The organism is Streptococcus sanguinis, from assembly GCF_019929145.1.
Classification (GTDB): Bacteria; Bacillota; Bacilli; order Lactobacillales; family Streptococcaceae; genus Streptococcus; species Streptococcus sanguinis_U.
The window spans coordinates 358,943-378,367 of record NZ_JAHZOW010000001.1 but is presented as its reverse complement, the minus strand read 5'-3'; the positions used below and the strand labels follow the sequence as shown (position 1 = coordinate 378,367).

Sequence of the window (19,425 nt, the reverse complement as noted above, 5' to 3'; positions counted from 1 at the left end):
AATGGAAGATTTGAATGAAATTTACTTATGATTCTATACCCCTATTTAAAGAAGGATGCCAATTTAATCAAAATTCCCCAAAAGATTTATTGCAATATGCAATAGCTGGACTTCTTTATATGCCCGCTCATCGAACTCAGATAGTTGATGAAATCATTGCTGGCCTCCATCCTTGCTGTAGCTCAATCTGTCTAGATCTAGAAGATTCTATTGGAGATGGAACTGTTCATCAAGCTGAATTACAACTCTTTGAGACTTTAGACAAACTGAATCAAGCCTTGGAAACTGGCCAGCTAGATTTTGATTCTCTCCCTTTAATTTTTATCCGAGTCCGTTCTTCCCAACAATTTAATCAAATGCTCGAGCATTCTTCTCCTGATATCTTTAAACTAGTTTCTGGATTTAATTTTCCTAAATTTGATTCTACTACTGCTCCTGCCTACCTTCAAGTTTTCGACAATTTTAGCAAAAGAACAAATCAAACATTTTACATAATGCCAATTCTTGAAAGCGAGAGCATCATGAAAAAGAATACCAGAATGGAAGAACTTCTTTTTATATCAGAGTTATTAAAACCCTATAAGGAGCAAGTTTTAAATATCCGTGTGGGAGCAACTGATTTTAGTAATATTTTCGGTATTCGTCGTAATGTCCACCAGACTATCTACGATGTTAAACTTATTGCTGACTGTCTAACAGATATCTTAAATATTTTTTCCGCAGATTATATCTGTTCAGGACCAGTATGGGAATACTTTAATAGCCGTTTTCAAGATGGGAATTGGGCTCATGGATTGAAAAAAGAGCTAGAATTAGACAGACTTAATGGATTCATTGGAAAAACTTGCATCCATCCTTCTCAGCTAAGCCTTATTGCTGAGAATAACATTGTTAGTATAGAAGACTACCAAGATGCTCTGACAATTCTTAACACAAATCAGCAGCAAATTGGTGTAATAAAAGGATATAAAGAAAACCGGATGAATGAAATGAAGCCGCATAGCAAATGGGCAAAGAAAATTATCCAGTTAGCAACAGTCTATGGCATAGCTGAAGGAGATAATACAAAAGATAATTCACTGAAATCGTAGAACGACATATAATGGGTGTTCTGCCTAACTTTTTCCTTGACTAAAAACACACGCATTAAAACTGAACTTAATGCGTGTGTTTTATTTTAGATAAAGAAATAGCAACTATTCATCTTAAACATGCCAAATTTTTTAGCGATAAATTTAACCTTTCCCTCGCCATCGAATCACCAACTCTGACGTCAGGTGGGTCAGGATAATCGTCAGAAGGAAGGCCCAACGGCCATTTTCCCACTTGGTCAGCTGCTGGGATTTGAGCAGAAAGAAAGATAACTCAATAAAGATAGGATGGAGAAAGAAATAAAGGATACTTAGATCTTTTAAATGTCGCCAGTTTTTTTCACGCTTCCACTGAGTTTTTAACAGCCAATTGAATAAGAAGAGCGTAAAGGGAATGAGAGCAAAGAAAAAGTTTTTATCCAGTCCCTGCCTGATGTAAACCAGTATTCCTTCGCCTGCTAGGAAAAGACTTGCCAACAGAAGAGACAGCCAGCGTTTCTTCTGAAATAAGGCTATCTGCCCGTAATCAGCTAGAAAGTAGCCTAAATAGATAAAAATGGGCGTATAGAAGAGGCCAGTCCTGCTAGTGAAAAAGAGCTTGGCATAGGCATCATACCAGTCTGTCAGCAGACTAGGCGCCAGATAGGCGTGATAAGTCTCAATAGCACCTAAAGCGTAGATAACTAGTAAAAGAACAAATGTTTTCTTGGGACCCAACTTCCTATATAAAAAATGTACAAGCAGCAAACCTAAGAGAAAGGCAGGAATATACCAGAGCTGGTAGCTCATTCCGATGTAGAAGAGCGCTGCTAGAATAGCCAGCGGAGCTAGGTAGAGAGGCCAGTGCAGAGATTGGAAGTAAGTCAAAGCATAGAGAAGATAGACCAAACTCCAAAAGCCATAGGCCTTTAAAATACCTTTGATATACAGAGTCAGTTTCGTAGAACCGTGCTCTCGCTTCCAGCGTAATCGGAAAAAATAGGCTGAAGAAATTAAAAAGAAAGGGACCGCCATGCGGCCAAACATACTCTTCTGAATAAAATGCAGGGCTTCATGTTCAAAAAGTCTCTGGCAGTGAACCAGAATTACCAAAATGGAAGCGATATATTGAAAAAGGCTGAGCAGGGCATAATTGACTGGCTGCCCAGGCCCTACGACTTCTCTCCTTCGCATCAAGCTTTCTCCTTACGAGGTTTGTTTAAGATGTAAATGAACACTTTTTTCCTTTGACCTAGGACTTGGCTAGCCAAACATGCTGAAAGGCAGCAATGTCCCGATAAGGAGATTGGTTGCAGACAGCCAGCTCCATCTCAAGCATCTTTTCAGCCCAGTCAGGGGCAGTTTTGTAGTCATTGGATTGCAGCCCGTAAAAAATTCGTACTCCCTGATAATCCTCAACTTCTAATGGAAGACCTGAGATAACTTCCTGAACCTGATAAACCTTAGCAGTCCCCATACTGTGAGTTTGATATTCCTGCCCCGCCAAAAGCTGCTGGGCCTTTTCTGGGTCATTTTCAAAAACCACTGTATGCATAATGCGCCCAACCTCGTGATGCTTGACCAGAGAAATTTTGCCGTCCTTTTTTAAGAGGCGGGAAAATTCTGTCAAATAAAGAGCAGGGTCAGATACATACTCTAAGACATTATGACAGACGATGACATCAAAAGACTGGTCTGGTAATATTTGCAGAAGGTCCAAGCTGCCTTGCAATTGCTCATAGAAAAAGTCCTGCTTGCGATCGGCAATCATTTCTGAGTTCGGCTCAATGGCGGTCACTTGGTTCTTTTCCGCTAGAAAATCAGCCACAATCCCAAAACCGCTGCCGAAATCAAGAATTTTCTGGCCCTTAAGTGACTCAAGAAAGGCAAAAATAATATCATACTGAAGTTTGCCCCAAGGCGCCTGCAGATGAGCTTTGTAGGCTTGTAGATTAGCTGGCATAAAACCTCACTTATAGTTAAACATCTTGACTGCCATCTTATCGGCAATTCTTGGAAAAAGGGTATAAAGCTTGTGAGCTAGATTGAGAATCCCAGGTAGATTCATTTCCCGCTTCTTTTTGCCAAAGGAGTTGACAATTTTGCCTGCTACAAAGTCAGGCTCCAAGATATACTTGTCCACTGCTTTTACATAGGAACCATCAGGATCCGCTTGATCGAAAAAGGAAGTTTTAATAGGACCTGGGTTCACCGTCGTGACATAAACCCCAAAAGGCAGGAGTTCCAAACGCAGGGCATTGGAAAAACCAATCGCTGCAAACTTGGTCGCTGAATAAAGACTGGACTTGCTACTTGCAATGAGGCCAGCCATACTAACGATATTGACGATGTGTCCTTGACCTGCCTGCTTCATGCGAGCTCCAAAGATACGGGACAGGTTCATCAGGGCAAAGGTATTGACCTCAAACATGGCCTCAATATCGCTGGAGCTGATTTTGTCAAATTCTTCAAAAATCCCATAGCCAGCGTTATTGACTAGGACATCTACGTGGCCATACTGGCTGTCAATCCGCTCAGCAAAGTTTTCCAAAGCTGAGCTGTCTGTGATATCCAGCTCCACTAGGTCAAGATTTTCTTTTTCTCCATATAGTTTTTCCAGCTTAGCCTTGCACCGTCCGACCAAAATCAGTCGGTCATTGGGCAAGAGCTTAACCATTTCCTGGGCCAGTCCACCGCTAGCCCCTGTGATGATGATGGTTCTCATATCTCCACCTCTTCCAAGTCCTTGACCACATGGACCTTTTCAAAGACAGCACTGGCATCGCGGCGCATTTGGCTGATGTCCTTGGCTAAAAAGCGAGCACTGATATGATTGAGAAGGAGGCGCTTAGCGCCGGCCTCCTTGGCTACTTCTGCGGCTTGCATATTGGTAGAATGACCGTGATTGCGGGCCAGTTTTTCGTCTCCCTTGCCATAGGTCGCTTCATGTACCAGCACATCTGCTGCTACTGCTAAGCGAACGCTGGCAGCAGTCTTCCGAGTATCACCCAGAATAGCAATGGTCTTGCCTGGACGAGGAGCTGAGATATAGTCTGCTGCAATAATTTTGGTTCCATCTTCTAGGACGATATCCTGACCATTCTTGACTTTACCAAAGAGGGGACCAAAAGGTACGCCCGCATTTCTTAGCTTATCCGCATCCAGCGTTCCTTCCAAATCTTTCTGCATCACCCGATAGCCCACACAGAAAATCGTGTGATCCAGCTTATCCGCATAAACTGTGAACTTGTCCGTTTCAAGAATCTTGCCCAGACTATTTTCATCAAACTCATGAAAATCAATCCGATAAGGCAGACGAGAACCAGACACGCGCAGGCTAGACAGGACAAAGTTTTTAATACCTTTTGGACCATAAATTTCCAGGTTAGTCTGCTCTTCATTAGCCTGAAAAGAACGACTGGACAGAAAGCCCGGCAGGCCAAAAATATGGTCGCCATGCAGATGAGTAATGAAAATCTTGCTGATTTTGCGCGGTTTAATCGTCGTCTCCAAGATCTGGTGCTGGGTCCCCTCACCGCAGTCAAACATCCAGATCTCATTGATCTCCTCTAACAGCTTGAGGACAAGGCTGGATACATTGCGAGCCTTGGAGGGCTGACCGGCTCCAGTTCCTAAAAATTGTAATTGCATATTGTTCTTTCTAAATGATATAAATCATGGCAGAGCGATTCTGCGAGTGATAGTATTTTCTGCCGGCATAGGACTGAGCCAGCTGACTGACTTCATCTTGATTGTAGCCCAAAACTCTCTGGCTGCCATCAGCCAGCTGCTGCCAATCGGTCAAAGCAGTCAGAGCCTGACTATCCACGACTTGAGACTCAGCTTTGAAAGGTGCCATTTTTATTCTCCCAGCTTCTTCGTAGACCAAGTACTGCGGAAAGACTTGGGCAATTTCAAAGAGCAAGTCGTCTGTTACCGGCTCTGGCTTTTCAGGGAAGACCAAGCCGACTTTCTCGCTCTCATAGCAAAATCCATAGGACTTGCCAGATAGATTAAGTCGTACAAAAGGCTCGCTTTCTACAAAGCTAGGCTCCGCATTCCACAAGTCCAGCGCTTGGGTAATTTCTAGAAAATAGGCTGTTGCGGCTTCCGGACTTTTCTTTTGATAAAGCTCAGCAAAGTAAGCATTGATAACGCTAGGCGGCGGAGTGATAAAGCTACGCTTCTGCTCCTCTGTCAGGCCAGCCAACACTTGCTCTAAGTAGACCCTGTCTAGGCTTGTAAAACCGCCGTATTTGAGGGCCAGGTCAATATAATCAGTCATAAAATTCTTCCAGTTTCCATTTGTTTTTCTCGGCAATCCAGCCTGAAACGACTTCGACATCGTCTATGTATTCTCGATTCCCCATAATCGCGACTTTCTCTAAATCATGAATCTTGTAGGCTTTAGCAGGCGCTACCTTGATTGTAAAAGGCAAAAATAACTCTTTCATCCGCTCCAGCAGGACTTGCTGCAAAAGAGCTCTGCTATTGTCCGCCTTAGCCGAAATCAAAGAATAAGGAGTCAGGGTCGGAGTAAAATCCTCCGTCTTGTCTGCTTTGTTATAAAGAGTCAGCCGGGGAATATCCAGCATGTCCAGCTCATTCATGATGTCGAGGACAGTCTTTTCGTGCTCCTCATGATGAGGGTCGCTGGCGTCAATAACATGGACCAGCAAATCGACATTTTTGCTCTCTTCCAGTGTGGATTTAAAGCTAGATACTAGCTCTGTAGGCAAATCCTGAATGAAGCCAACTGTGTCTGTCAGAGTGACATTGAGCTGGCCACTGAGGTTGATGTTCTTAGTCGTGGCGTCTAGCGTCGCAAAGAGTTCGTCAGCCTCATACTGACTCTTACTAGTCAAGCAGTTCATGATCGTAGACTTGCCAGCATTGGTATAACCGATGAGGCCGATTTTGAAAATATTGGATTCCAGCCGTTTTTCACGAACGGTAGCCCGATTTTTCTCCACTGCTTTGAGTTGGCGCTCAATATCATGAATCTGATTGCGGACGCTACGTCGATTGAGCTCCAGCTGACTTTCACCAGGCCCGCGGGAGCCAATTCCACCAGCCTGACGGCTGAGCATAATCCCCTGGCCAACCAAGCGAGGCAGCAGATACTTGAGCTGGGCTAGATGCACCTGCAGCTTGCCCTCATAACTCCTAGCCCTCATGGCAAAAATATCCAAAATCAGCTGCATACGGTCAATGACCTTAACCCCCAAGCTTTCCTCCAGATTGACATTTTGGCGAGGTGTCAGACGGTTATTGACAATGACGGTCGAAATCTCTTCGGCATCAACCATCTGCCGGATTTCTTCTAACTTACCAGAGCCAACAAAGGTCTTGCTGTCATACTTTTCCCGCTTCTGGCTATAGGAGCCGACTACTTCAGCCCCTGCCGTCTTAGCTAAACTTTGCAGTTCCTCCATGGATAGGTCAAAATTCTCCGTGTCTGCTAGTTCCACACCGACCAGAAAGACACGCTCTGTTTTTTTCTCTGTTTCTATCATCTCATATCCTTACTAAGACTTGGTCAGCCAGCTACTTGTCCAGAAAATTCTTGATGTCTTCCATGACCTGATTTTTATAGTCTGGATTTCCCACTTGATAGAAGGTCACGGACATCCGATTGCGAAACCAAGTCAGCTGGCGCTTGGCAAAACGGCGGGTATTCTGCTTGAGCTTGTCCACTGCCTCTTCTAGGCTCATCTGACCTTCAAAGTAGGGGAAAAGTTCCTTGTAGCCAATCCCCTTGCTGGCTTGACTGGTCGGAGCTTTCTCAAACAGCCAGCGAGCTTCTTCTAAAAGTCCGACTTCTAGCATCAGATCTACTCTCTGATTGATTCGCTCATAAAGTTTTTGTCGCTCATCATCTAGGCAAATCAGCAGGGCTTCATAGTCTGGTTGATTGTTTTCTAGTTGCCCGCCTAACTGAGCAATCTCCAGCGCCCTCATAGCCCTGCGTCGATTTATCTGAGGAATCTCGATACCCAGCTCTGCTATTTTCCCAAACAAATCCTCATCTGACCAACTGTCCAGCTGCGCCCGATAGGCCAGAATCTCCTCGTGAGGGACGGAGCCACCCAGATGATAGCCCTCGAGCAAACTCTGGATATAGAGCCCTGTACCACCGCAAATGATGGGAAGCTGTCCTTGAGCTTCAATCTCACGAATAGCCTTAGCCGCCTCAGTCACAAAATCATAGGCCGAGTAGCTCTCTCCAACCTCCCGCACATCCAGCAGATGATGGGGAATGCCCTCCTGCTCTTCAGGACGAATCTTGGCCGTGCCAATATCCAAGCCACGATAGACCTGCTGGCTGTCACCGCTAATGATTTGGCCATTGAAGTGCTTGGCTACTTCAATACTCAGAGCTGTTTTTCCAACTGCCGTAGGCCCCACTATCACAATTATCTTGGTTTTCATCTTTTTTCCTTGAAAAAATTTTGATTTTTCGTTACTATTAATTATAACATAAATAATAAAAGTTCAGAAAAGGAGAAATCACATGGCTAAAGGATTTGGAAAAGGCGTTCTTACAGGAGTTGCAGCTACTGTTGCTGCTGTGGCAGGCGCAGTATATGCAGTTAAGAAAAAAGTCATCGAACCTGAAGAACAAAAAGCAGCTTTCATCGAAGAAAACCGTAAAAAAGCAGCTCGCAAACGTGTAGCACACTAATCTTGCACATTTCACTAAAAAGCCTGGTTTTTCCCAGGCTTTTTCTTCTTTCAAAAAAACAGCAATCAAATCGACTGCTGCAAACAAATCTATTAGACTTTAAAAGCCTTCTCTTTCTTGGGCGATTGAATGCCATGAGAGCTAAAGATATAATTGCTTAAGAGCAAGAATACTAACAACACAAGCACAAAAAACAAATCGAAAGCAGGATTGGAAGACAGAGAAACGAAAGGAATTGCGACACACATAATTGTGATATAAAAAATTTTCAAGCGTTTGATATAAAGCCAGAAGAATTCAAGGCTTTGCCCGCCACTGATCTGCGACTTAGACTCACTTCCTGAGTACCAGATGATAAATACTTCCGCAAAAAAGAATAGACCTAGCAAAATGATCATTCTCCAAAAATGAACCTGCAGTAGAATTCCCACTGCTAGCAATAACAAAACACCCAAGCTCAGTGCTAGCACTGCTCGCCTAGTATTAGTCATAAAATCAACTCCTTTATATGACTACGAAGAACAGTCAAATTAATTGTTCCTAATCGATTAGATTGCTCTAGGAGAACATATTTTATTTCGGCTTTATTTTACCACTTGGCAAGAAAACTTATAAATAATACGATAAAGCATTGTAGAAGTTATTGGTTACTAAAAAAGCCGCCGTTCGGTGACTTTTCTACATGCCTACTTCCCTTGCATAAACTCATGGAAACGATGAGTATCAAAGTAAATGTTGGATGCAATTAATTTGTCTGATTCATCAAATTTTAAAAATTCTGCGACATCCAATTCTAGTTGATTTCCGTGTGGCAACTGCAGGCGATAGCGATTTAAAGCTGTTGCTTCTCGCCCCTCTACCAATAACTTCTTCACTTCAAGATGCTGACTTAAAGCATAGAATTGACCTGCACCTTGCAGATAAACATCACGACCTCGCCTGATCTCCTGACTGTCGCACATTCCATAATTAAAGTTTTCTGCTACGAAATCTTCCCATCCTCCTTTATTAACTGCATTAAAATAGCTTTCTGCTAATGTTTTTGCATCCATATGTTGAACCTCCAAAAATAATATAGGCAAGCACTCAAACAATGAGATTCTCAAGCCATTTAAAATTATACAAAAAGCAATATGACTACAGTCTGTCATATTGCTGAAGATTTTTTTGAAGAGAATCAATTAATTTATCCTGCAGTTTTTTTGGTGATATGACTTTTACTTGATGAGCAAAACTTAAAATCAATTCGAAAAAGGTCGGTGTCAATGCTCTGAGAGCATGGACCTTTATCCTTGTTTGCTCAAGAGTGATTTCTTCTTCTGTGAAGTGGTCATAAATTTTTGGAAGCGCAGATTCTGTGAAAATCAGCTCTACTTCTTCTTTATTGCCCTCAACTTTATCTTTGGACGGATTTAGAAAAAGATCTAGCTTTTCTTGAGATAAAAGCGGGTAATCTCCAACATCGACAGCCTCTTCTACTGGCTGCAAATCACGAATTCTGCTGAGTTTGAAAAAGCGAAAATCTAACTTTTCTAAACAGTAGCCGATAACATACCAAGCATTTAGTTTAAAAATCAGACGATAAGGAAGAATCGTTCGCTGGCTTTGTTCTTGTTTTTTAGAAAAATGAGAAAAGGAAACTTTCTTCCCAGTTTGTATAGCCTGTTCAATCTCAAGTAAATAATTTGTATTAAGAGACCATGAACTGAGATCAAAATAAAATGGATTGACCTTGTCGGTCGCTTCTTGAGAAACAAGCTTATGCTCAATGCTGTCAAAACTAGGATGTCCAACAATTTTGCCGACATTTTGGCTCATATTGATGATAAACTGCTTTTCTTCTTCTGTGAAAAAACTGCTGTCCATCTTGTAGTCATCCGGTATATAAAAACCACCCTTATCTCCGCGTTCTGAGTAAATAGGGATTCCAGCTAAGCTGAGCGTATCCATATCTCGATATACGGTACGAGTAGATATTTCAAAACGTTCAGCAATTTCTTTAGCTGTTATCTGCCTCTTATTCAAAAGGGCTAGTAGAATATAGATTAATCGTTCTAGTTTCATGAGTTTTCTTTTCTTATTTCAATCGGCACAGCATCAAATAATCATCTTCCCTCTCTTCAACCGTAACAAAGCCCAGTCTTTGATAAAAGCCAACGGCGGGATTGTCTTTGGAAACGGAGAGGGAAACACTTGGGTAGCCTTTGGACTTGAGTAAGTCCAGCATGGCCGTCATCAACTGCTGCCCTAGACCTTGACCCCTGAACTCAGGCAGGAATGAAATGGACAGAGAGGGAGTCCGGTCGTCATAATAGCCGTAATCTTTCATAATCCGAACCCAAACAGCTCCGACCAGCTGGCCGGCCACTTCTACTGCTAAAGCCCAATCATCTGGCTGTTGACCAAAATCCTTGATATACATCTCTAGTTCTGGTTCATTCAATATACTTCTGGGTAGCGGCTCTAGACCTTGAGGGATAAAAATAGCTTGGTAAAGAAATTCCTCTAAGAGCGGGATTTCCTCTGATTTTAAGGACCTAATCTCAGTCATGATTTCTCCTTCTAGATCAACTGCTCCTCACCTATGCCAGCCTCTGCTAAGATTTTGGAAACTCGGTCAAACTGCAAGCGGAAATGCTCCAGCTTGTGGCCATCTGATCCCACTGAAAAGCGCTGACCGCCCAGCTCCTTGACTAGCGAAAGAGCATAGATATAGAGTTCCTCGTGGCCGTACAGATACATGGACTTGCAGTTGAGCTCAAAGGCCAGACCATAATCAATCATCTTGTGAAAAAGCTGTCGCAGCTCTGGTTCAAAAGTTTTTAACTCCTCTACGGTAAGCGCAAATTTTCGGAAACCATAGTCAAAGTGAGCTAGTACATCTGCTGGCACAGCCTCGATAGCCTCTTCTAACTCTCTCAGGTAGCGGGGAATTAACTCCATCTTATCCAGCTGCAAGACCGGATCTTCCAGATAGTCAAAACTGCCATTGTGGTGGACAGATAGGAGCTTGAGGTCGTATTCCTTGTCCGTTAGGAAAGCTAGAATATCGTCCTTACGCGGAGCGTAATAGCCAATTTCAATCCCCTTTTTAATGCGGTTGCCATATTGCTGGTTCAGCTCTGCTATTTTTGCTGAATAGGCCTCATAGTCAGGCACATCATCGTGGGGCGAGGCAGCTTCGTAAGGGTAGGGATTGGACAAATCATAGTGCTCAGTGGTGACAATCTCGCCCTCGTAATGGTCCAGATAGTCACAGAAATCCGCCTCAGAATCATAGGAAAAATAGGTATGAAGATGGTTGTCGCGCATGCTGGACCGCCTTTCTGCAAATCTTGTGTCCCTTTAGTAATGGTCAATTTCAGGTCGATCATGAATCCGGCTCTGCTTGCCCTGTCGGGCCTGGAGGACGGCCTCTACCTGATCCAGACTGACGCCAGTTTCGACGAGAGCGACCGCCAGATGGTAGAGCAGATCAGCGGTTTCATTGGCCATCTCGTCCTTGTCAGCATTTTTAGCCGCAATGACCACTTCTGTTGCTTCTTCACCGACTTTTTTGAGAATCTTGTCCAGCCCCTTGTCATAGAGATAGCTGGTATAGGAGCCTTCCTTAGGCTCTTTTTTGCGTTTGAGGACTTCTTGATAGAGGGTTTCTAGCATAGTATCTCCTTGTTACTTTCTTTATTTTACTATAAAATACAATTCTTTCCAATGGCGAGCTGGTGTCTTGATACTGACTTCTTAGTTTTATTCTTGCATTAACCAAGTACTAAAGTAAACCAAGGGAGCATTTAGTCAGTTTTGCCGTCTTCTTCATCCCAGATTGTATGAAAAAAGCAGGATTTGGCACCAGTATGGCAGGCTACTCCCAGTTGCTCTACCTCGATCAGCAGGGTATCTAGGTCGCAGTCAGCTGTGATTTTTTTGACAGTCTGGTAGTGGCCGCTGGTAGCTCCCTTATGCCAAAGTTCCTGACGTGACCGGCTCCAGTACCACACCTGGCCGCTAGTGCGGGTCAACTGGTAGGCTTCTTCATTGAGATAGGCCAGCATGAGGACTTCTTTGCTGGTGTGGTCTAGGATAATGGCAGGTATGAGACCGCCTTGCTTTTGAAAATCTAACTTTACTTCTGTCATCAGATGCGTACCTCCAATCCAGCTTCCTGCATGGCTTTTTTGGTATCTGAGATGGAGACCTGACCATAATGGAAAATCGAGGCTGCCAAGGCACCCGTCGCTGCAGTCTTTTCAAAAACTTCTAGGATATGCTGGCTAGAGCCAGCACCACCAGAGGCGATGATAGGAACGGAAACCACTTGAGAGACGGCTTCCAGCATTGGCAAGTCAAAACCTGACTTGGTCCCATCCTTGTCCATACTGGTCAGAAGAATTTCCCCCGCTCCAAGACTGACAGCTTCTTGGACCCAGTCTAACAGGTCGCGACCGCTGTCCTTGCGTCCGCCAGCCAGATAGACATGCCAGCTGCCATCCGTTTCTTTCTTAGCATCCACGGCCAGCACCACACATTGGCTGCCGAATTTCTCAGCACAGTCAGCTAAAAGCTGAGGATTTGCCAGCGCCGAGGAATTAACCGCAACCTTATCAGCCCCGGCCTGGAGCATCCGCTTCATGTCCTCAACAGTGCGAATGCCGCCCCCGACGGTAAAAGGAATGAAAACCTGCTCTGCCACGCGCCGGACCATCTCGACCGTCGTATCTCGCTCCTCATGGGTGGCGGTGATGTCCAGAAAGACCAACTCATCGCAGCCAGCTTCATAGTAAGCCTTGGCCGCATCGACTGGATCTCCCACATCAGTCAGATTGACAAAGTTGATGCCCTTGACCACCCGGCCGTCCTTGACATCCAGACAGGGAATGATTCGTTTTTTCAGCATGGCTAGCCCCTTTCTGCTTCCTTGATCTGCTCTAGGCTAACTTGACCACTGTAATAGGCCTTGCCCACAATGGCACCAGCCAAGCCCAGCTTTTTCAGCTCTTTCAAATCCTCTGCTGACTGAATGCCGCCAGAGGCAATGACTTGAGCATCCTTGAGCGCTGCCAGCAATTTTTGATAATGCTGGATATTAGGGCCAGTCAGAGTCCCGTCTCGATCCACATCTGTATAAACGAAGAGGCGAACGCCGAGCTTTTCCATGGCCAATGCTAGGCTGATATAGTCCTGACTGCTGGTTTCCAGCCAACCCTCAGTCGCAACTAGACCCTCTTTCGCATCGATGCCAATCACGATTTTGCTGCTTCCAAAGCGCTCCAGCGCGGCCTCAACAAAGACAGGATTCTTCACAGCCATAGAGCCAATAATGACACGGTCAATACCGACCGCCAGGTAATCTTCAATCTGCTCCAGACTGCGGATACCACCCCCGACTTGGATAGCTAGACCAGTCTCCGACTTAATTCGGGCAATCAAATCCCGATTGGCCGCCCGACCTTCTAAGGCTCCGTCCAAGTCAACCACATGAATCATGGTAACCCCAGCTTCTTTGAAAATTTTGGCTTGCTCCAAGACATCGGGATTGACCACCGTCTTCTGGCTAAAATCCCCTTTAAAAAGGCGGACGGCCAGGCCGTCTTTGATATCAATAGCGGGCAGTATTTTCATAGACATACTCCTTAAACTTCTCTAGGATACCGAGGCCAACAGCGCCAGACTTTTCTGGGTGAAACTGACAGCCAAAGACCGAGCCTCTATGAATCATGGCTGGGATAGGCAGCCCATAATCAGCCGTCACATCCAAGTACTCCTCCGGAACATCTGTATAGTAGCTATGGACGAAATAGACTGACCGGCCCTCAAGATCAGCTGTCAAAGCAGACGACTGCTGGACCTGTAAGTCATTCCAGCCCATGTGAGGCACAGGCAGACCAGCCTGGTCCGGAATCCGGCGACAAACACCCGGAATCAAGCCCAGTCCAGAACTTTGACCATTCTCCAATCCAGACTCCAGCAGGAGCTGCATTCCTAAGCAAATCCCCAAGAGAGGCTTGCCATCAGCCACAGCCTGTTGGATAACGGAGACCAGCCCTCGCCTTTCCAACTCCTGCATAGCCGTAGGAAAAGCACCGACTCCTGGTAAAATCAAGCCATCGGCAGCTAAAATTTCCTGCGGATCAGCTGACAGGCGCGCTTCTACTCCGACCTGAGCCAGAGCTCGGAGGACATTGGCAGTATTTCCTGCGTCATAATCAATAACAATCATCATCTCTACATCAACTCCTTTCACTCAGAAGGGCAAGCTAGAGTAAGCCCTTGGTGGAGTTGACTCCATGAATCTCTGGATTTATCGTAATAGCCTCCCGCAGAGCTCGGCCAGTCGCTTTAAAGAGGCTTTCCGCCTTGTGGTGGCTGTTCTTGCCATGAAGGATTTTCAGGTGCAGATTCATCTGCAGATTAAAGGCTAGGGCTTGGAAAAATTCCTCCACCAGTTCGGTGTCAAAATTCCCAAGCTTGGGATTGTCAAAATCAGCCTCAAAAACCAGATAGGAGCGACCGGATAGGTCCAGACTGGCCATACCCAGCGTTTCATCCATAGGCACAAAGCTAGTGCCGTAGCGGTTGATACCTGCCTTGTCTCCCAAAGCCTGACGTAGAGCCTGCCCCAGCACGATCCCCACATCCTCGACCGTATGGTGGCTATCCACCCATAGGTCGCCTTCAGCCTTGACTGTCAGAGAAATCCGACTGTGGCGGGCAAAAAGGGTCAGCATGTGGTCAAAGAATCCGACACCGGTCTCGATAGCTACTGGCTCCTGTTGGTCAAGATTGACAGCCAGTTCAATATCGGTCTCCTGTGTTTTACGCTTGATTTCAGCTTGTCTCATGGCAACTCCTTTTATTTTTCCTGTCTGCGGGCTTCGATGGCCTTGGCATGTCCCTGCAGTCCTTCTGCATAGGCCAGACTGGTAATATCTTTGTCAGCCGCACCTACAGCAGCACGGCTGTACTGGGTGTACTGGATGCGCTTGATGAAGTCATAGACTCCCAGAGCTGATGAAAAACGGCTGGTGCTGGTTGTCGGTAAAACGTGATTGGCTCCCGCATAGTAGTCACCGATTGGCTCACTAGTATAATGCCCCAGAAAGACAGAGCCAGCATTTTCAACCTGATCCAGATAGCTGTAGGCATCATCCATGGCAATTTCCAAATGCTCAGGTGCCACCTGATTCATGAGCTCAAACATGGCTTCCTTAGAAGGTGCAAGGATGATGCGGCCGTTGTTCTCAATCGAAGCACGCGCGATTTCCTCCCGCGGCAGCTCTTTCAGCTGTCTGTCTAGCTCTGCTTCCACTTGGTCTGCCAGCTCCTCTGAATCGGTCACCAGAATAGCCCGAGCCAGCTTGTCGTGCTCGGCTTGCGATAAGAGGTCAGCTGCCACATAGACAGGACTAGCTGAACGATCCGCAATAACTCCAATCTCCGAAGGCCCAGCAATCATGTCAATTCCCACGACACCATAAACCATCTTCTTGGCTGTAGCCACAAAGATATTACCCGGCCCAGTTATCTTATCCACCTTGGGAATGGTCTCAGTACCATAAGCCAGAGCTGCTACACCTTGGGCTCCACCAATTTGGAAAATCCGATCCACCCCAGCCAGCTTGGCTGCGACCAAGATCGCTGGGGTAAAGTGCTCTTGGGGCGGTGTAATCATGATGATTTCTTTGACACCGGCAATCTTAGCCGGGATAACATTCATGAGGACGGAGGAGGGATAGGCTGCGGTGCCGCCAGGTACATAGGTGCCGACCCGCTCAATCGGCCGAATCAACTGACCACGGACAACGCCCTCACTGGGACTGTCCTCAAAACCGGTATCCAACTGCTGGCGGTGGTAGGATTCGATATTAGCTTGGGCATTTTTCAGGGCGGCCAAGACCTCTGGATCAATCTCCTCAAAAGCCTGGTCAATTAGCTCCTGCCCAATCTCAAAGTCTGTCACCTCAACCTTGTCAAAGAGCATGGTATAGTCTCTTAAAGCTTGGTCACCGTCTTGTTTGACCGTTTCAATAATCTCAGCCACCGCTTCTTCCACATCTAAGTTCTGCTGACTAAGCTGCAGCTGCTCTTCGTATAAAATCCGTGAAATTTCTTCGTTACTTCCGCTTAAACGCTTGATAATTGTCATTTAAAAGCCACCTCTCTTCTTCCTACTAGGGATTCAATCTTTGCCACAAAAGGCATGATATCCGGGTTATTTTTCAGGGAAGCCTGATTGGCAATGAGCCGGGCCGACACCCGACAAATGTCCTCAAAAACCAGCAGGCCGTTAGCTGACAGGGTATGCCCCGTCTCCACAATATCAACAATGGCATCCGCCAGACCCAGCACCGGTGAAATCTCCACACTGCCTTGGATGGAGATGATTTCTACATCCTCCCCTTTTTGATTAAAATAGTCAGTCGCCACCGTTGGGTACTTGGTCGCAATCCGCTTGCGCTTGTGATCATGAGGGTCATAGCTGGGCACTGAGGCCAGTGAGAATTTACAAAGGCCAAAGTTCAGATCCAGCAGCTCCAGATAGCCGGTCGGATGCTCAAAGAGAATATCTTTGCCGACAATACCTAGATCAGCAACTCCATGGCGCACATAGGTCGTCACATCAGGCCCTTTGACCAAGAGAAACCGAAAGCGACTGTCTGGACTTTCAAAAATCAAGCTGCGCCCCTTGTCTGCCATGAAGGACATATCAAAGCCAGCCTGGGTCAAGAGCTTGACCGTATCTTCCTCAATCCGCCCCTTGGTCAGGGCAATGGTAATCTGACTCATCTGCTCTCACCATCCTTTCTCGCTTCATCCGGCAGGTCATCATGAATGGCCTGATAGACACTGTCAATGTCTAGGGACCAGCCGATAGCTGTCAGTTCTGCTGCCCCGAAGCGCTTGAAAAGCTGGTCATAGCGCCCACCAGATAGAAAGGCATCTGGTACTCGGTCGCCAAAGACCTTGAAGGTCAGGCCGGTATAGTAAGGCATGGCCGCCACCTGTCCCAAGTCCATAGTTGTCTGATCCAGCAAGCCTGATAGGCTCTGCAAAACTTGCTCCAAATCATCTAAAGCTGTCAATATCCGCTCGTTGTCAACTATCTCTCTAGCCCTAGCTAAAACCTGTTGGCTAGGACCAAACAAATAGGGCAGCTCCTGCAAAAACTCATCAAATTCACTCGATCTGGTCTGGGTGAATTCAAAGAGTCCCGTCCTATTTTTCTTGCGAATATAATCTAGCAGCTGGGCTTCCTCCTGAGAATCTAAGACCAGACTCTCTAGAATTGTCTGCAGGATTGCTGCATGGGAAAACTCGAACTGATAAGACTTAACCTGCGCTAAATCCAGCGACTGCTTGGCTGTCTTGATAGCCTCAAGCACCGCCTCGCGAGCTGGATAGCCAATAATCTCAATACCAGCTTGGCTGAGCTCGTTGGCAAGACCGCGCAGCTCTTCTTGATAGTGAAAGACCTTGCCTGAATAGGAAAACTTGGTCGGCGTATGCACTCTGGTCGAAGCAATAACCCGACCAATCTGGCTGGTCACATCTGGCCGTAGAACCAGTAGCTCGCCTTTTTTATCGAAAAGATGATAATGATGGGGCTCCACATAGTCACTGAAGACCTCGAAGTGCTCCAAAGTCGGTGTGTCAATCCGATTGAAGCCCTGAGCCATCAGAAAATCACTGATGTCCCGCTCAATCTCGTAGGTCACACGCGCCCTCTTGAAAAGCTTGTCATGCATGCCAATCGGAAGGGTGATTTTATTCATAGGCTGCTTTCCTTTCTTGCTCTATTCTTACATTGGTTGGCTCCGAGTCAAACTCTCAGCTGCTACAAATTTCCTTGATAGCTGCCAAGACTGCTTCCATCTCCTCTCGCCGTCCGATAGAGATGCGCAGGAAGTCTTTGATTCGTTCTGCTTTTGGAAAATACCGCACATAAATCCGACGCTCCTCTAGCTTCTGGAAAAGCTCTGCTGCAGAGATTCTAGTAGGATGGGCTAGGACAAAGTTAGTCTGACTGGGCAGGACTTGGAAATCCAGCGCAGCCAATTCCCCAGCAAACCAATCTCGGGTCTCTTGAATGGCTCTACCGGTCTCCAGATAATAATCCCAATCTTTCACTGCCGCAAGGGCTAAACGCTCTGCTAACATATCCACTGAATAAGGATTGATGGAGTCCTTAACAGCTTTCATGACAGCTATTAAGTCTGGATGGCCAATGCCGTAGCCCACCCGCAGACCAGCCAAGGCTGCATCCTTGGAAAAGGTCCGCGTGATAAAAAGGTTGGGATAGGTGCCTAGCAGAGGCAGGGCAGATTGACCACCAAAGTGAATATAGGCCTCATCCACCACCACGACCACATCTTGATTGGACGCCAGAATTTCCTCCAACTGATCCAGCGGCAGATAAATCCCCGTCGGAGCATTAGGATTGGCTAGGATAATGCCGCCATTGTCTCCAAAATAATCGGAGGGATGGACCTCAAAATCAGCTGTCAGAGGGATTTCTCGAAAAGGCACATGGTAGAGGTCCGCCCAGACCTTGTAAAAACCATAGGTCAAATCCGGAAACAAGACCGACTCGCCACTGTTAAAGAAGGCCAGGAAAGCCATGGACAAGATGTCGTCACTCCCGTTACCGATAATGAGCTGGTCGGGTGATACACCCAAATTTGCAGCCAAAGCCTGACAGAGATCCGCCTGATCCAAACTGGAATACTTGCGCAACTCCTGAGCATCAAAGTTCTGCAGGGCCTCTGCCACCTTAGGACTCGGCCCATAAGCATTTTCATTGGTATTGAGCTTAATCATGTCTGGCTCATTGGGCTGTTGCCCCGCTACATAAGGATTGATCTGCCTGAGACCTTTTAGCTTAACCATCTTGCCACCTCTCTTTCACACACTAGCCATTATCTGACTCTGATTATCTTTGAGAACTTCTAATAAATGAAAGACGAAATTTACCGCTTTGGTAACGGAAAATAAGGGAATCTTCTAATTTAAATATAATAAAAAGCCCTCGCAAAAAAACTTTGCAAGGACGTTGACACGCGGTTCCACCTTTATTCGGACCCCAGTCGCCTGAGGACCCTCTGGGAGTACAAGACTCCAGATTGATAACGGCAATCAACCGTCGGACACTAGTCTCAGACTGCTGACTGATTTCGCATCCGCACTCAAGAATGTGTCGTCTAAGGATTGCATGCCGTCTCACCATTAGGCACTCTCTGTTTCTTGTCTCAGACTTTTTCTCTCATCGCTTTCAATTTATTGTTGAATATTCTACATGAATTTTTATTAAAAAGCAAGAGGAAAATTGAAAAAAATTAATTATTTTTTTCTTTCTAAATAAATTAACGTTCTTTCAGCATGGAACTAGACAAATCCAACAGATTAATCGCTGTCTCAAAATGCTCCCCCATCAGGTCATAGACAGCATCTTCGCTTAAGACGCCGCAAGCTATATTTTCAGGGAAATCCGGTCCATTCGAGAATTCTAAATCATCAAAAAATTCCTGACCAGTATAGTAGTCCCTCAACTGGATATAATCTGACTGGCAGCGCTCCAGCTCAGCTAAAGCTTCCTGAGCACTTGCTAAGACCTGAGAATATTTATTCAGGTGCTTTTCCATTTTTTGAATACGTTCTAACTGTTCCACAGGCTTC

Annotated in this window: 25 protein-coding genes; 2 read left to right on the top strand and 23 right to left on the bottom strand. The window is 45.8% G+C overall.

Annotated elements, in window-relative coordinates:
- Positions 1-14 precede the first annotated feature (14 nt).
- A complete protein-coding gene (locus K1I94_RS01875; RefSeq protein ID WP_049553320.1) occupies positions 15-1,091 on the top strand; it encodes an HpcH/HpaI aldolase/citrate lyase family protein in 1,077 nt (358 codons plus the stop codon).
- Between the two features lie 144 nt (positions 1,092-1,235).
- On the opposite strand, the gene K1I94_RS01870 is transcribed toward K1I94_RS01875, so the two are convergent.
- The 7 genes from K1I94_RS01870 to miaA are packed head-to-tail and all read right to left on the bottom strand — an operon-like array spanning position 1,236 to position 7,502.
- Positions 1,236-2,264: an acyltransferase family protein gene (locus tag K1I94_RS01870; RefSeq protein WP_223314224.1), complete on the bottom strand. Its 1,029-nt coding sequence runs from the start codon at positions 2,262-2,264 to the stop codon at positions 1,236-1,238.
- A 58-nt stretch (positions 2,265-2,322) separates the two neighbouring features.
- On the bottom strand, positions 2,323-3,033 hold the full coding sequence (locus tag K1I94_RS01865) for a class I SAM-dependent methyltransferase (RefSeq protein WP_223314223.1): 711 nt from the start codon (positions 3,031-3,033) through the stop codon (positions 2,323-2,325).
- 6 nt (positions 3,034-3,039) lie between these two features.
- The gene (locus K1I94_RS01860) at positions 3,040-3,795 is read right to left on the bottom strand and encodes an SDR family NAD(P)-dependent oxidoreductase (RefSeq protein ID WP_002900097.1); all 756 of its coding nucleotides are present in this window, start codon (positions 3,793-3,795) and stop codon (positions 3,040-3,042) included.
- Positions 3,792-4,721, bottom strand: a complete 930-nt coding sequence (gene rnz, locus K1I94_RS01855) for a ribonuclease Z (protein WP_223314222.1) — start codon at positions 4,719-4,721, stop codon at positions 3,792-3,794. Before rnz ends, K1I94_RS01860 begins: the two co-directional genes overlap by 4 nt.
- Before the next feature lie 10 nt (positions 4,722-4,731).
- The gene (locus K1I94_RS01850) at positions 4,732-5,355 is read right to left on the bottom strand and encodes a cystathionine beta-lyase (RefSeq protein ID WP_223314221.1); all 624 of its coding nucleotides are present in this window, start codon (positions 5,353-5,355) and stop codon (positions 4,732-4,734) included.
- Entirely contained in the window at positions 5,348-6,586 is a 1,239-nt protein-coding gene (hflX, locus tag K1I94_RS01845; RefSeq protein ID WP_223314220.1) for a GTPase HflX, read from the bottom strand. The genes K1I94_RS01850 and hflX overlap by 8 nt, the downstream gene beginning before the upstream one ends.
- Before the next feature lie 31 nt (positions 6,587-6,617).
- Positions 6,618-7,502 (bottom strand): tRNA (adenosine(37)-N6)-dimethylallyltransferase MiaA, encoded by an 885-nt coding sequence (gene miaA, locus K1I94_RS01840; RefSeq protein WP_223314219.1) that lies wholly within the window; start codon positions 7,500-7,502, stop codon positions 6,618-6,620.
- 82 nt (positions 7,503-7,584) lie between these two features.
- On the opposite strand from miaA, the gene K1I94_RS01835 reads away from it, so the two are divergent.
- Positions 7,585-7,755 carry a DUF3042 family protein gene (locus tag K1I94_RS01835; protein ID WP_002895160.1) on the top strand — a complete coding sequence of 57 codons (171 nt, stop codon included), beginning with the start codon at positions 7,585-7,587 and terminating at the stop codon, positions 7,753-7,755.
- 92 nt (positions 7,756-7,847) lie between these two features.
- Here the strand turns inward: K1I94_RS01835 and K1I94_RS01830 are convergent, their stop codons facing one another.
- From K1I94_RS01830 to K1I94_RS01755, 16 genes are all read right to left on the bottom strand, one after another.
- Positions 7,848-8,246: a hypothetical protein gene (locus tag K1I94_RS01830; RefSeq protein ID WP_223314218.1), complete on the bottom strand. Its 399-nt coding sequence runs from the start codon at positions 8,244-8,246 to the stop codon at positions 7,848-7,850.
- A gap of 195 nt (positions 8,247-8,441) precedes the next feature.
- Positions 8,442-8,906, bottom strand: a complete 465-nt coding sequence (locus K1I94_RS01825; protein ID WP_317627929.1) for a nuclear transport factor 2 family protein — start codon at positions 8,904-8,906, stop codon at positions 8,442-8,444.
- Positions 8,893-9,819 carry a helix-turn-helix transcriptional regulator gene (locus K1I94_RS01820; protein ID WP_223314216.1) on the bottom strand — a complete coding sequence of 309 codons (927 nt, stop codon included), beginning with the start codon at positions 9,817-9,819 and terminating at the stop codon, positions 8,893-8,895. Before K1I94_RS01820 ends, K1I94_RS01825 begins: the two co-directional genes overlap by 14 nt.
- A 13-nt stretch (positions 9,820-9,832) precedes the next feature.
- Positions 9,833-10,306 (bottom strand): GNAT family N-acetyltransferase, encoded by a 474-nt coding sequence (locus tag K1I94_RS01815; protein ID WP_223314215.1) that lies wholly within the window; start codon positions 10,304-10,306, stop codon positions 9,833-9,835.
- Between the two features lie 11 nt (positions 10,307-10,317).
- Positions 10,318-11,067 (bottom strand): PHP domain-containing protein, encoded by a 750-nt coding sequence (locus tag K1I94_RS01810; RefSeq protein ID WP_125331344.1) that lies wholly within the window; start codon positions 11,065-11,067, stop codon positions 10,318-10,320.
- A gap of 33 nt (positions 11,068-11,100) precedes the next feature.
- Positions 11,101-11,415 carry a phosphoribosyl-ATP diphosphatase gene (hisE, locus tag K1I94_RS01805; RefSeq protein WP_223314214.1) on the bottom strand — a complete coding sequence of 105 codons (315 nt, stop codon included), beginning with the start codon at positions 11,413-11,415 and terminating at the stop codon, positions 11,101-11,103.
- 131 nt (positions 11,416-11,546) lie between these two features.
- Positions 11,547-11,891, bottom strand: coding sequence for a phosphoribosyl-AMP cyclohydrolase (gene hisI, locus K1I94_RS01800; RefSeq protein ID WP_223314213.1), 345 nt, complete (start codon positions 11,889-11,891; stop codon positions 11,547-11,549).
- Positions 11,891-12,649: an imidazole glycerol phosphate synthase subunit HisF gene (gene hisF / locus K1I94_RS01795; protein WP_223314212.1), complete on the bottom strand. Its 759-nt coding sequence runs from the start codon at positions 12,647-12,649 to the stop codon at positions 11,891-11,893. The genes hisI and hisF overlap by 1 nt, the downstream gene beginning before the upstream one ends.
- A 2-nt stretch (positions 12,650-12,651) precedes the next feature.
- Positions 12,652-13,374 carry a 1-(5-phosphoribosyl)-5-[(5-phosphoribosylamino)methylideneamino]imidazole-4-carboxamide isomerase gene (gene hisA / locus K1I94_RS01790; protein WP_223314706.1) on the bottom strand — a complete coding sequence of 241 codons (723 nt, stop codon included), beginning with the start codon at positions 13,372-13,374 and terminating at the stop codon, positions 12,652-12,654.
- Entirely contained in the window at positions 13,352-13,975 is a 624-nt protein-coding gene (hisH, locus tag K1I94_RS01785) for an imidazole glycerol phosphate synthase subunit HisH (protein ID WP_223314211.1), read from the bottom strand. The genes hisA and hisH overlap by 23 nt, the downstream gene beginning before the upstream one ends.
- A 34-nt stretch (positions 13,976-14,009) precedes the next feature.
- Complete coding sequence (gene hisB / locus K1I94_RS01780; protein ID WP_002912765.1) at positions 14,010-14,594, bottom strand: imidazoleglycerol-phosphate dehydratase HisB; 585 nt, start codon at positions 14,592-14,594, stop codon at positions 14,010-14,012.
- An 11-nt stretch (positions 14,595-14,605) separates the two neighbouring features.
- Entirely contained in the window at positions 14,606-15,898 is a 1,293-nt protein-coding gene (hisD, locus tag K1I94_RS01775; protein ID WP_111675636.1) for a histidinol dehydrogenase, read from the bottom strand.
- Positions 15,895-16,539, bottom strand: a complete 645-nt coding sequence (gene hisG / locus K1I94_RS01770; protein WP_008809347.1) for an ATP phosphoribosyltransferase — start codon at positions 16,537-16,539, stop codon at positions 15,895-15,897. The genes hisD and hisG overlap by 4 nt, the downstream gene beginning before the upstream one ends.
- Positions 16,536-17,525, bottom strand: a complete 990-nt coding sequence (locus tag K1I94_RS01765; RefSeq protein ID WP_223314210.1) for an ATP phosphoribosyltransferase regulatory subunit — start codon at positions 17,523-17,525, stop codon at positions 16,536-16,538. Before K1I94_RS01765 ends, hisG begins: the two co-directional genes overlap by 4 nt.
- Before the next feature lie 55 nt (positions 17,526-17,580).
- Positions 17,581-18,639, bottom strand: coding sequence for a histidinol-phosphate transaminase (gene hisC, locus K1I94_RS01760; protein ID WP_223314209.1), 1,059 nt, complete (start codon positions 18,637-18,639; stop codon positions 17,581-17,583).
- A 473-nt stretch (positions 18,640-19,112) separates the two neighbouring features.
- Positions 19,113-19,418: a DUF4298 domain-containing protein gene (locus tag K1I94_RS01755; protein ID WP_125338581.1), complete on the bottom strand. Its 306-nt coding sequence runs from the start codon at positions 19,416-19,418 to the stop codon at positions 19,113-19,115.
- Positions 19,419-19,425: the final 7 nt, after the last annotated feature.